12 protein-coding genes are annotated in these 11,886 nt (G+C 77.6%); 5 read left to right on the top strand and 7 right to left on the bottom strand.

What is annotated here, in order from left to right:
- Positions 1–284 precede the first annotated feature (284 nt).
- Entirely contained in the window at positions 285–971 is a 687-nt protein-coding gene (locus tag ACI8AD_RS09185; protein WP_456870227.1) for a TIGR04222 domain-containing membrane protein, read from the bottom strand.
- Between the two features lie 158 nt (positions 972–1,129).
- On the opposite strand from ACI8AD_RS09185, the gene msrA reads away from it, so the two are divergent.
- Together msrA and ACI8AD_RS09175 are read left to right on the top strand one after the other, a co-directional pair.
- Positions 1,130–1,645 (top strand): peptide-methionine (S)-S-oxide reductase MsrA, encoded by a 516-nt coding sequence (msrA, locus tag ACI8AD_RS09180; RefSeq protein ID WP_456870226.1) that lies wholly within the window; start codon positions 1,130–1,132, stop codon positions 1,643–1,645.
- Between the two features lie 406 nt (positions 1,646–2,051).
- Positions 2,052–3,470, top strand: coding sequence for an LCP family protein (locus ACI8AD_RS09175; RefSeq protein WP_456870225.1), 1,419 nt, complete (start codon positions 2,052–2,054; stop codon positions 3,468–3,470).
- Between the two features lie 2 nt (positions 3,471–3,472).
- Here the strand turns inward: ACI8AD_RS09175 and ACI8AD_RS09170 are convergent, their stop codons facing one another.
- A complete protein-coding gene (locus tag ACI8AD_RS09170) occupies positions 3,473–4,369 on the bottom strand; it encodes an ornithine cyclodeaminase family protein (protein WP_456870224.1) in 897 nt (298 codons plus the stop codon).
- Positions 4,366–5,382 carry a proline racemase family protein gene (locus tag ACI8AD_RS09165; RefSeq protein ID WP_456870223.1) on the bottom strand — a complete coding sequence of 339 codons (1,017 nt, stop codon included), beginning with the start codon at positions 5,380–5,382 and terminating at the stop codon, positions 4,366–4,368. The genes ACI8AD_RS09170 and ACI8AD_RS09165 overlap by 4 nt, the downstream gene beginning before the upstream one ends.
- 133 nt (positions 5,383–5,515) lie before the next feature.
- On the opposite strand from ACI8AD_RS09165, the gene ACI8AD_RS09160 reads away from it, so the two are divergent.
- Positions 5,516–6,052: a flavodoxin family protein gene (locus ACI8AD_RS09160; protein WP_456870222.1), complete on the top strand. Its 537-nt coding sequence runs from the start codon at positions 5,516–5,518 to the stop codon at positions 6,050–6,052.
- 52 nt (positions 6,053–6,104) lie between these two features.
- On the opposite strand, the gene ACI8AD_RS09155 is transcribed toward ACI8AD_RS09160, so the two are convergent.
- Positions 6,105–7,715: a DUF4389 domain-containing protein gene (locus ACI8AD_RS09155; RefSeq protein WP_456870221.1), complete on the bottom strand. Its 1,611-nt coding sequence runs from the start codon at positions 7,713–7,715 to the stop codon at positions 6,105–6,107.
- Positions 7,716–7,925: 210 nt separating this feature from the next.
- Here ACI8AD_RS09155 and ACI8AD_RS09150 point away from each other — a divergent pair, with 210 nt between their 5' ends.
- Together ACI8AD_RS09150 and ACI8AD_RS09145 are read left to right on the top strand one after the other, a co-directional pair.
- Positions 7,926–8,825, top strand: coding sequence for a hypothetical protein (locus ACI8AD_RS09150; protein WP_456870220.1), 900 nt, complete (start codon positions 7,926–7,928; stop codon positions 8,823–8,825).
- Positions 8,822–9,400, top strand: a complete 579-nt coding sequence (locus tag ACI8AD_RS09145) for an Rv1733c family protein (RefSeq protein WP_456870219.1) — start codon at positions 8,822–8,824, stop codon at positions 9,398–9,400. Before ACI8AD_RS09150 ends, ACI8AD_RS09145 begins: the two co-directional genes overlap by 4 nt.
- Before the next feature lie 28 nt (positions 9,401–9,428).
- Here ACI8AD_RS09145 and ACI8AD_RS09140 read toward each other — a convergent pair whose 3' ends face one another.
- The 3 genes from ACI8AD_RS09140 to ACI8AD_RS09130 form a co-directional block, all read right to left on the bottom strand.
- Positions 9,429–9,719, bottom strand: coding sequence for a hypothetical protein (locus ACI8AD_RS09140; protein WP_456870218.1), 291 nt, complete (start codon positions 9,717–9,719; stop codon positions 9,429–9,431).
- 108 nt (positions 9,720–9,827) lie between these two features.
- Entirely contained in the window at positions 9,828–10,826 is a 999-nt protein-coding gene (locus ACI8AD_RS09135) for a zinc-dependent alcohol dehydrogenase family protein (RefSeq protein WP_456870217.1), read from the bottom strand.
- 9 nt (positions 10,827–10,835) lie between these two features.
- Positions 10,836–11,819, bottom strand: coding sequence for a universal stress protein (locus ACI8AD_RS09130; RefSeq protein WP_456870216.1), 984 nt, complete (start codon positions 11,817–11,819; stop codon positions 10,836–10,838).
- Between the last annotated feature and the right edge of the window lie 67 nt (positions 11,820–11,886).

The raw sequence follows: 11,886 nt of genomic DNA, 5'->3' as shown, positions 1-11,886 counted from the left end.
CCTGCCGGCCGAGTTCGCGACCCACACGTCCGTGGACGGGTGTGCCGCCGCGGCGGCCGCTGACGGGACAGCGGCCTGTGACGGGCGTCCGACGCGCAGGGAACGGACGCGATCGGCCAGGGCTGGTCAGCACCGACGCACGGGCCGCCTGACTCGTGATCCCTGGGACGTGGGTTCGAGCTCCACCAGCCCCACCGGTCCTGTGCCTCCCGTCGGGCCGATGCCTCGGCGCCGGCCGAGACGGACGCCGGAGGTGGTCGACCCGGTGAGGGCGGGAGCCGACGTCAGCACCCGCCGCCGTCGCCACCGCCCCCGCCGCAGTCGCCGCCACCGTCGCCGAACCCGCCTGCGTATCCCCCGCCCCCACCGCCCTCGTGACCCGTCGCGGAGGAGCGGTGGCCGGCGGAGGCTGACGCGGTCTGCCGCGGGACCGGCGCTGACGGCACGCGCGAGGCCTCGAAGAGGGCGACACGCAGGGCTGAGTCCCGCATCGCCTCAGGACCCCACAGGCTCACGCGCACGCTGTCCGTGGCGATCGACGCCGGCTCACGACGGAGCTGCCGCAGCGTCCGTCGTCCGGCACCGGTGAACGACAAGGCCGACCAGAACTTCAGGCGCATCGGCTCCGGACCGCGGTCTCGGGCGAGCAGTCCGTCGTCCCTGAGGCGCTGGCCGATCGAGGTGAGGCGCACGTCGTCGCGCAACCGCCAGCACACCGTGCCGAACGAGGCGTTCCCCCGGATGCCGACGGCGTCGAGGACGGCGGCCTCCAGGTCGGCGCACGGGCGGCGGTGGACCAGCATCGACTCACCCGTGGACCGCGCTGCCCGCAGGACCCCCGTCTCGACCAGGGAGACCACCGCGGCCGCGACGGCGCGTCGTGGTCCGCCGGTGAGGTAGGCCGTCTCGTACACGTCGAGGCGGCGCGTTCCGGTCATGGCCGTCGTCCTGGCTCGAGGTCCGGATGACACGATCGCCACGAGGGTCTCAGGGACCACCGCGCTCCGGAAGCCCGTCTCTCCCGCGATCTCCGGTGAGGGCCTCCAGCGGCAGCCCCGTCACGACGTCGGGCGGAATCCCTGCGCCTCCGGTGGTGTTCTGCCAGCGTCCTAGAGAGGAAGGTCAGACGATGACCACTGAGACGGCGATCCTGGCCGGCGGCTGCTTCTGGGGTGCGCAGGAGCTGCTGCGCAAGCGCCCGGGGGTGCTGTCGACCCGAGTCGGGTACTCGGGCGGCGACACGCCGAACGCCACCTACCGCAACCACGGCGACCACGCGGAAGCGGTCGAGGTCGTCTTCGACCCCGACGTCATCTCCTTCCGCGAGCTGCTGGAGTTCTTCTTCCAGATCCACGACCCGTCGACGGCGAACCGTCAGGGCAACGACGTGGGCCGGAGCTACCGCTCGGCGATCTTCTACACCAGCGACGAGCAGAAGCGCGTCGCCGAGGACACGATCGCCGACGTCGACGCCTCGGGCCTGTGGCCCGGCAAGGTCGTCACCGAGGTGACCGCGGCCGGCCCGTTCTGGGAGGCCGAGGAGGAGCACCAGGACTACCTGCAGAAGTACCCGTACGGCTACACGTGCCACTTCGTGCGGCCGGGCTGGGTGCTGCCGCGCCGGCAGGAGCAGTCCGCTCGATAGCTCGCGTGTGAACACCGGAACGGCGGGTGCCCACCGGGCACCCGCCGTTCTCGCGTCCCCGGCCACCCAGGATCAGGAGCGGGCGTCGGGGGCGGGCCGGTAGCCGGCCATGAGCTCGTGCGACCAGGCCGGCTGGCGCACCTCGCCGCGGGGGGTGACCCGGCCGATCGGTGCGACGTCCACGGCGAGCACCCCGTCACGTCGCGGCGGCCCCCGACGGTCGCCGGCCGCCCCTAACCTCGATCTCGTGAGCCGAGACCACGACGAGCACGCCGGGTCCCCGGACCGCCCCCTCCCCGCGTGGCTCGACCCGCGCGGCGGCCGCCCGTCCCGTCCGCACGGTGCAACGGCCGTCGGCGACGGCGCCCGGCCGCTTCCCGCAGGACGACGCCGGACCGCCCGGGGCGTGCTCGTCGCCCGCTCGGTCGCCGCCGTGCTGTCGGTGCTGCTGCTGGCCGGCAGTGGCTGGGGCTGGTACCTCGGCCGGGTCGCCGAGGCCACCGTCAACCGCACCGACGCCATCCCCGCCGACGGCAACGACGACGCCGGGGGCGCCCCCGAGGCGATGAACCTGCTGCTGGTCGGCAACGACAGCCGCGCCGCGCTGACCCCGGAGCAGCTGGCCGAGCTCAACGCCGGCGTGGACTCCGGCACCAACACCGACACGATGATCCTGGTGCACGTGCCCGCCGACGGGTCGCGCGCCTCGTTCGTCTCCTTCCCGCGCGACTCCTACGTGGAGATCCCGGGCTACGGGATGGACAAGCTCAACTCCGCCTACGCCCACGGCTACGCGGAGGTGGACGAGTCCGCGCCGGTGGAGGAGAAGCAGGCCGCGGGCGCCCAGCTGCTCATCCGCACGATCAGCCAGCTCTCCGGTCTGCGGATCGACCACTACGCCGAGGTCGACCTGCTCGGCTTCTTCGAGCTGACCAGCGTCGTCGGCGGCGTGACGGTCAACCTCTGCTACGCGGTGGACGACTCGGAGTACTCCGGCGCGGTGTTCCCCGCCGGCGAGCAGACCATCTCCGGCGCCGAGGCGCTGGCCTTCGTCCGGCAGCGGCACGGCGTCCGCCCGGACGGCAGCACCGCCCTCCCCCGCGGCGACCTCGACCGCATCGTGCGCCAGCAGGTGTTCATCGGCGGGGTGCTGCGCAAGATCCTGTCCCAGGACGTGCTGCTCGACCTGGGCAAGCAGCGGCAGCTGGTCGAGGCGGCGTCGGAGTCGCTGACCGTCGACGAGGACCTCCGGCTGCTCGACCTCGCCCAGCAGCTGCAGTCGGTGAGCCCCGGCGACATCGACTTCCAGACGGTGCCGATCGTGGAGGCCGACGACCGCGACGACGAGGGCCGCTCGATCGTGCGGCTGGCCGACGAGGAGACGCTGCACCGGTTCTTCGCCACGCTGTCCGAGGAGCCCGAGGCGCCGGCCCCCGCACCGGAGGCCCCGGCCACCCTGGCGCCGTCGGAGGTGTCGGTCGCCGTCTACAACGGCTCGGGCACCTCCGGCCTGGCCGCCGAGGCCACCGCCGACCTCGAGGCCGCCGGGTTCGTCGTCACCGAGACCGGCAACGCCGACAGCAGCGACTACGAGCAGACCGTCATCCGGCACGCCGCCGGGGACGAGGCGGCGGCCGCCACGCTGGCCGCGCAGGTCCCCGGGGCCGCCGTCGAGGTCGGCGACGACGCCGAGAGCGGCACCGTGCAGCTGGTCCTGGGCAGCGACTTCACCGGCATCGGCCAGCCGACCGAGCCGGCCGAGCCGGCGGACGAGAGCACCGCCGAGGAGCCGCGGACGGCCGCCGACACCGGCTGCATCAACTGAACTCAGACGCCGTGGCGCTCGGCGACGGCCGTGGCGACCACGAGGTCCTCCCAGGACATGCCGACGGTCTTGACCACCAGCGGCCGGCCGGCGGGTAGCGCCGCCGCGCCGGTCACGACGTCGCGCAGCGGCACCAGGCCGGCCGGGGTCAGCGCCCCCTCGGCGACGGCCAGCACGACGTCGCCGGCCTCGCGCAGCGCGGTCGCGACGTCCTCCACGACCACGGTGGCGCGGCCGAGCAGCGCGGCGTCGAGCTCGCGGGCGTCGGGCTCGTGCGAGCCGACGGCGACCACGACGGCGTCGTCGCGCAGTAGGGCGGAGTCGAACAGCGGCTCGCGCGCGGAGGTCGCGCAGACGACGACGTCGGCCGTGCCGAGCGCCTCCGCGGCCCGCGGTGACCCGAGCGCCACGGCGTCGAGCGCCGTGCGGGACGGGTCGCGCACGAGGTGGGTGGTCTCCCCCAGCGGGCGGACGGCGGCCAGCGTGGCGACGTGGCCGACGGCCTGCGGTCCGGCGCCGACCACCGCGACCCGCAGCGGGCGGTCGGGCAGCCGCGGGAGGACGGCGGCCACCGACACCGCCGGGGTGCGCAGCGTGGTCAGCGCCGTGCCGTCGAGCACCGCGCGCAGGGCGAGCGTCTCGGCGTCGACGAGCAGGTAGGCGGCCTGGATGCGCGGCAGCCCGCGGGCGGGGTTGCCCGGGGCGACGGTCACCACCTTCACGCCGGCCGCCGCGCCCACCTCCGACGGCATGATCAGGAACTGGCCGCGGGTCAGGCCGACCGGCACGCGCGGCGGGTCGGCGGCGGGGTCCAGGCCGCCGCGCAGCGCGTCGGTGACCGCCCGTACCGCGGCGGCGGGGCCGAGGGCCGCCACGTCGTCGGCGTCGAGGACCCTCACCGCAGCACGAACCCGGGGACCAGCGGGTCGTGCGGGTCGATCGAGAACAGGTGCTCGCCGGTGCGGTGGGCGGTGCCGGTGACCCGGGGGACGACGGCGGGGCGCCCGCCGACGTCGAGGCGCTCGAGCACCGCCCCGGTGAACGTGCTGCCCACGATCGACCCGTGCCGGAGCACCGTGCCCGCGGGCAGCCGGCCCTCGGCGTCGAGCACCGCGAGCCGGGCGGAGGTGCCCGAGCCGCACGGGGAGCGGTCGACCTCCCCGTCGGCGAAGACCGCCACGTTGCGCTGCCGCACCTCGCCGTCGGCGTCGCCGAGCTCGTCGAACCAGATGGTGCCGTAGACGCCGTCGAGCCGCGGGTCGTCCGGGTGGCGGGCGTGCGCGGAGCCGTCGAGTGCCCACTTGACCTCCCGGCCGAGGGCGATGAGCTCGCCGAGGTGCTCCGGGGTGACCGACAGGCCCAGCTGCGCGGCCGGCAGCGTCGCGTAGGTGGCCCCGCCGTAGGCCACCGTCACGGTCACCTCGCCCCGGGAGGTGGTGACCGGCACGCCGGTGGCGACCACCCAGCTGGGCACGTTGACGAAGTCGACGGCGACCACCCGCCCGTCCTCGCGGTGCACCCGCGCGGTCACCCGGCCCGAGGGCACGTCGACGACCACGTCGACGCTGCCGGTGTCCGGTGCCGCCACCCGGCCGGACTCGACCGCCCACACGCCGAGCGCGATCGTCCCGTGGCCGCAGGCGGTGGAGAACCCGTCCTTGTGCCAGAACAGCACGCCGAGGTCGGCGCCGTCGTCGTCGGGCGGCACGAGGAAGCCGCCGTACATGTCGGCGTGCCCGCGCGGCTCGGAGCACAGCACCGCCCGCAGCGCCTGGACGTCGGGGTCCGTGATCGCCCGCGCCCGCCGGTCGGCCACCGTCGTCCCCGGGATCGGCACCGGCGGGTCGACCACGATCCGGAAGGGCTCGCCGCCCGTGTGGTAGTCCGTCGTCGCGATCGTCGCCGGCAGCACACCGGCACCCTGCCACGCCCGCGGTGCGCGACCTCGGTCCTGGCCGCGCGGGCCCTCTGCCCGTGCCGGGAGGCCTCCGCCCTGCCTAGCGTCGGCGCCGTCGAGGAACCCGAGGTCCGAGGGAGGAGCTCCCGTGGCACGTGCACTGGTGGTCTACGAGTCCCTGTTCGGCGACGCCCGGACGATCGCGCAGGCGGTCGCGGCGGGCCTGGCGGAGTCGCTGCCGGCCGACGTGGTGGCCGCGGCCGACGCTCCGGCGGAGCTCGGCCCCGAGGTGGCACTGCTCGTCGTGGGCGGCCCCAACCACGCCTTCGGCATGCCGAGCCCGAGGACCCGCGACAGTGCGGTCACCGACCACGGCGCGGTCGTCCCCGACACCGGCACCGGGCTGCGCGAGTGGCTGGAGGCGGTCCGGGCACCCGGGCGCGGCCTGCGCGCGGCCGCCTTCGACACCCGCGCCGGCGGGCACGGGCTGCTGACGCGGATGGACCACGCCTCGCGCACGGAGGAGAAGCTGCTCGGCCGGCTGGGCGCCGAGCTGGTGGCACCCGCCGAGCACTTCGAGGTCGCCGACAAGACCGGGCCCCTGGCCGACGGCGAGGAGGACCGCGCCCGCGCGTGGGGTGGCGGCCTGGCGCAGCGGCTCGCCTCCGCCGCCCCCGGCCGGTAGCTCCGCGACGACGCCCCCACCGCGGTCGCGGCGGGGGCGTCGTCGTGCGCGGTCAGGTCCCCGACCGCCCGGTCACCGGCAGGTCGGTCTCGGTGCCCCGTGGGCTCGGCACCACCGGCCGGCCGGTCGCGGGGACCGGCCCGGACGGCGGCAGCGGCCGCGCCCCGTGCACGGCCAGCCCGATCAGCAGCCCGCCGACCAGCAGCAGCACCGCGCCGGCCCCGAGCAGCCCGACGGAGAACCAGGTGAGCCCGGGCAGCGTCGCCCCGGCCCGGACGTCGGCCGCCACCCCGGCGCCGCCGTCGGCGCGCATGACCACGACCGTCCAGTCGCCCCGGTCGGGACGCCAGTCGACCACCTGGGTGCCGGTGCCGCTGGCCTCGACGGTCCAGATGCCGGCCTCGGTCGGCGGGACGGCGGGCGCGCCGCCGGCCACGTCGTCGGTCACCCAGGTCCGGTCGTCGTCCCAGATCCCCCACCCGGTGTCCAGGTCCTGCACGGTCGCGTGACCCACGCCGCGCAGGTACCGCTCGACGTCGGCGGTCGGGGCCACCCCGACGAACAGCTCGTCGCCCGGGTCGGCGGGCGTGACCTCCACGCGCGCCGTCCCGAGCAGCTCGTCGACCACCCACTCCAGGCCGTCGCCGTCGAACACCATGCCGTCGGTCGTCACCGCGTTGCGGTCGGTGTCCACCGACGCCGCGGGCGCGAGCAGCACGCCGTCGGCGTCGCGCTCGACCCGGTCGGCCCACAGCAGGGTGCCGCCGGCGACCAGGGGGCCGGCCGCGGCGAACACCAGCACGGACCCGACGACCACCGAGGTGACCCGTCCCGCCGTCCACCGGCTCGGCGGCGCGGCGGTGACCGGCGCGGCGGACCCGGGCGGGGAGGCGACCGGCGTCACCGGGGCGCCGGCCGGGGACGGACCGACGGGCGGGGGCGCCACGGGCACCGACCCGGGGTCCGTGCCGCCCAGGTCCAGCCGGAACGGCGGGTAGGCGTCGGTCAGCAGCAGGCTGTAGGCCATCACCCGCCACGCCCAGCGGTCCATGCCGAGCACGAAGTCGTAGATCGGCACGGGGTAGCGCCCGCGGAACAGCAGGACGACGCCGGCGACGAACACCAGCAGGGCCACCAGGCCGCCGAAGCCCCAGCCGTCGTCCCAGACGCCGTCCCCGTCCCAGGAGCCGGTGCCCAGCCACACGCCGCCCCCGACGAACACCGCCAGCACGAGGTAGTGCGGCAGCGCCAGCAGCCACCACTTGACGAGCACCAGCCCGCGGGAGAGCCGCTGCGGGTAGGGGACGTCGAGGTGCGCCGGGGAGCCGGGGACGTCGGCGAGGGTGAACGGCGGGTACCGGTCGGTGCCCAGCGCCATGTAGCCGTAGTGCTGCACCCGCCAGCTCCAGCGCAGCACACCGACGGTGAAGTCGAACAGCGGGCGCGGGTAGCGCCCGGTGAGCAGGATCGCGAAGAACGCGACGACGGTGACGACGCAGACCGCCACCCACAGGAACGCCAGCACCACGTAGTGCGGCACCAGCAGCAGCCACTTGACCAGCCAGAGCCCGCGCGACAGCCGCGCGTCCAGCAGCCCGTCGACGCGGACCGGGTACGGCGGACGGCTCCCCGGCGGGGCCGTCGGAGACACGTGCTCGCTCACGGCACACCTCCTCGGCCGCCGCGACGGCCCGGAGCGTCTCCCCGGTGCAGGCGGCCGACCCGAGCCTCGCGACCCCGAGGTCCCCCGGACACCGACCAAAGGGGCCGCCACCCGGGACGTTGGTCGCTGCCCCCGGTGACCGCGGGCCCCGGTGCGGAGCCCCTCGCGCGCACGAGGCTCGGGACAGGCACCGTCCCGAGGAGTCGCGCCATGGCCCGCCGCACCGCCGTCCCCGCCCCCGCGCCGGGGCGGCCCGTCCGGGTCCGGTCCCTGCCGGTGCTCGAGGCGGCCGCCGACGCCGTGCAGGCGCGGTCGGTGCCCGATCCCCGGCCCTGGCGGACCCGGCTGCACGCCGACCGGCTGGAGTTCCTCGCAGGCCGCACCGGGCCGCCGACCGCCCCTGGCCCCACCCCCCGCGCCCTGACACAGAGCATCGGCGCGGCCCTGCTCGACGCCCGCGTCGCCCTGGCCGCCGCCGGCACCGCCGTGCGCGTCGACCGGCTGCCCGACCCCGCCGAGCCGGCGCTGCTGGCCGTGGTGCGCCCGGTCGACGGGCCGCCGGACGCCGCGCTGGCCGCCCTCGCCCCCGCCGTCCGCCGGCGGCGCACCGACGGCCGGCGCTCGGGTCCCGACGTCCTCCCGGAGGCCGTGCTGCGGGTCCTGGTCGCGGCGGCCGCGGCCGAGGACACCGTCCTGGTGCCGGTCACCCGCGCGGACCACGTGCAGCTGCTCGCGCGCCTGACCGACCAGGCCGCCCGCGTCCAGGGCACCGCCTCCGGGCAGCTGCCGGCCGGGACCGGCCCGGTCACCGCCCGGACGCTGCTGCTGCTGGCCACCCACCGCGACGACCCGCTCGCCTGGCTGCGCTGCGGGGAGGCCGTCGAACGGGTGCTGCTGGAGCTCACCGCCCGCGGCCGGGTCGCCGGTCCCCTCCCGCACGCCGTCGAGGTGCCGGTCACCCGCACCCAGCTGCGCTCGGCGCTCACCTGGGACGCCCACCCCCAGTCGGTGCTGCGCGTCGGCCGCGCCCCGGCACCCTGCCCTCCGCCCGGCGGACGGCCCGCGGAGGTCGTCGCCGACGACGGGCGCGGGGGGACGACGTGGCGGTGACCGCGCGCCAGGGTGCGGTCCGGGCCCGGCTGCGGCGCGGCGCGGGTCCGGCCGCCCGCCCCGACGACCGGCTGGAGCTGCTGTGCCTGGTGCTGTGCACCCTGCTGGCCGTGCTCGCGGTGCCGGTGGGACTGGCCGTGGCGACCACCGTGGGGGCCGACGCCGCCGCCGAGGCGCGCAGCCAGCGGGAGCAGCGCTCGGAGGTCCCCGCCGTGCTGCTGGAGGACGGGCGGGCGCTGACCGGGACCGAGGCGGTCGCCCTCGCGTCGTGGACCGAGCCCGACGGCAGCACCCGCGAGGACGAGGTGCGCGCCCCGGCGGGAGCCCGCGCCGGGGACACCGTGCGGATCTGGGTCGACGCCGACGGCCGCCGCACCGGCGCGCCGCTGTCCGCGGCCGGGGTGCGGGTGACCGCCGGCGTCGCCGGCGCCGTGACCGCCCTGCTGATCGGCGCGGCCGCCGTCACGCTGCACGCCGCCGTCGGCGCGCTGCTCGACCGCGCGCGGGCCCGCCGCTGGGAACGGGAGTGGGCCGAGGTCGAGCCGGTGTGGGCGGCCCGGTTCCGGCTGCGCTGACCGGCGCGGCCGGAACCGGGCCCGGGGGTCAGGACCGGCCGAGCAGCCGCCGCCACCAGCTGCGCCGCGGCGCCGCCGGCTGCGTCGAGGCCGCCGGCTCCGCCGACCGACCCGCCGCCCGGGTCGCGCCGTGCCCGGAGCCGCGCCCGCGCCCGCGCTCGGCGGCGCGGGCGTGGCTCAGGTAGTCCTGCACGGCCTGCGGGTCGAGCCGGTGGCCGCGGGCGGCGACGTCGTGCCGGGCCTCCCACTGCGCGACGAGCTTCTCGTCCTCGGACATCTCCCGTCGCGGGTGCTCACCGGGGGCGTCGGGCACGGTCATGTCGGGGTCCTCCTGGGGTGCGGCTGTCCAGTCCCACGTTCTCCGCCCGGACGTCCCCGCGGCAGGGGGCGAGGGTCCCGCCGACCGGGACCTCGGTCCCGTACCTGCTCAGGCGTGCAGGACGGCGGCGCCGGCGAAGCGGCCGTGCGCGAGGTCGGCCAGGGCGCGCGGGGCGTCGTCGAGGGGGTAGGCGGTGGTCGTGGCCCGCACGCCCAGCCGGCCGGCGAGGGCGAGGAACTCCTCGGCGTCGCGCCGGGTGTTGGCCGTGACGCTGCGCAGCCGCCGCTCCTGGAACAGCTCGTCGGCGTAGGACAGGCCCCGCACGTCCGACAGCCAGATCCCCGCGACGGCGAGGGTGCCGCCCCGGTCCAGCGCCCGCAGCGCGCCGGGCACCAGCTCGCCCGCCGGTGCGAACAGCACCGCGCCGTCCAGCGGCTCGGGCGGGGCGTCGCCGGCCCCGCCGACCGAGTCCACCCCCAGCGCCTGCGCCAGGCGGCGGTTCGCGGCACCGCGGGTGAGCACGTGCACCCGCAGCCCCTGCGCCAGGGCGAGCTGTGCGGTGAGGTGCGCGCTGCCGCCGAAGCCGTAGATCCCCAGCCGGCCGCCGGGCGGGACCTCGGCGCAGCGCAGCGCCCGGTAGCCGATGATCCCGGCGCACAGCAGCGGCGCGGCCTGCTCGTCGTCGAGGCCGCCGGGCAGCCGGTGGGCGAAGCGCTCGTCGACCAGGCAGGCGTCGGCGTAGCCGCCGTCGAGGTCCCACCCGGTGAACCGCGGGTCGGTGCAGAGGTTCTCGTCCCCGCGGCGGCAGAACCGGCAGGTGCCGTCGGTGCGGCCCAGCCACGGCACGCCGACCCGCTCGCCGACGGCGAAGCGGGTCGCGCCGGCGCCGACGGCGTCGACCCGGCCGACCACCTCGTGCCCGGGGACGACACCCGGGCGCCGGGGCGGGAGATCACCCTCGGCGAGGTGCAGGTCGGTGCGGCACACCCCGCAGCAGGTCACCGCGACCCGGACCTGCCCCGCCCCCGGCTCGGGCAGCTCCCGCTCGACCCGGCGCAGCGGCCCCGCGTCGGCCGGCGCCGGGATGCCCACCACCCAGGCGCGCACCGGCCCCGCTCAGGCCCGCGCGGGTGCGGCGCCGACGCCCGCGGGGGCGGGGGCCGCGGCGGGCTCGGCCCGGCGCGCCACGGGGACGACCAGGACCGGGCAGGCCGCGTGCATCGCGCAGTGCAGGGCCACCGACCCGACGAGCAGGCCGCGCACCGCGCCGTGCCCGCGGCTGGCGACGACGAGCAGCGCGGCGTCCCGGGCGCGGGCGACGAGCACCTCGGACGCGCCGCCCTCCAGCACCTCGACGTCGACCCGGGGCACCGGCGCGTCCACGGGCCGCTCGCCGAGGACGGCGTCCACGGCCTCCTCCGCCCGCGCGCGCAGGTCGTCGTGCACCTGCTCGCGCGTCGGCGGCACGACGGTGGACAGGTCCACCCAGGTGTCGGTGAGCAGGTAGGTGGCCACGACGTCGACCTGCGCGCCGGTGCGGGCGGCCTCCTCCACCGCGGCGGACAGGGCGGCCTGCGACGCGGCCGAGCCGTCGAAGCCGACGACCACCCGCGGCGGGCCGTCCGGCGCGGCCGGGCGGGGGTGCACGACCAGGACCGGGCAGCGGGCGTGGGTGACCGTGTGCAGGGCCACCGAGCCGAGCAGGACGCTGCGCACCGCGCCCCGGCCGCGGCTGCCCACGACCACCAGCTGCGCCTCCTCCGAGAGGGCCACCAGCGCCGTCGCGGGCGGGTCCGGGACGACCTCGACGGTCACGGGGACGCCGGCCGCTCCCCGGACCTCCGCGCGGACGGCCGCGACCAGGTCCCCGGCCAGCCGCCGGGTGGCGCCGGCGACGTCCTCGACGACGGGGGCCACCCCGCCGGCGCGGCCGAGCCAGTACAGGTCACCGGCGTAGCTGCTGAGCACCACCAGACCGGCGGAGCGGTCCGCGGCGGCGACGAGGGCCGCCCCGAGGGCGGCCCGGGCCGCCGGCGACCCGTCGACGCCGACGACGACGGGCGGGCCGTCACCGGTGGGCTGCTGGGGGGAGCTGTCCATCGCGGGTCCTCACCTCGGGCCCGGGCCGGCGCCGGGCGGCACCTCCGACGATGCCCGGCGCCGGGCC

The organism is Geodermatophilus sp. SYSU D00766, from assembly GCF_054049915.1.
This window is presented reverse-complemented; position numbering and strand designations above follow the sequence as displayed.

Bases quoted from the DNA above. Each gene is read 5' to 3' on its own strand.
- msrA (WP_456870226.1), top strand. From the start codon at position 1,130: ATGACCACTGAGACGGCGATCCTGGCCGGCGGCTGCTTCTGGGGTGCG.
- ACI8AD_RS09150 (WP_456870220.1), top strand. From the start codon at position 7,926: ATGGCCCGCCGCACCGCCGTCCCCGCCCCCGCGCCGGGGCGGCCCGTC.
- ACI8AD_RS09140 (WP_456870218.1), bottom strand. From the start codon at position 9,719: ATGACCGTGCCCGACGCCCCCGGTGAGCACCCGCGACGGGAGATGTCC.
- ACI8AD_RS09130 (WP_456870216.1), bottom strand. From the start codon at position 11,819: ATGGACAGCTCCCCCCAGCAGCCCACCGGTGACGGCCCGCCCGTCGTC.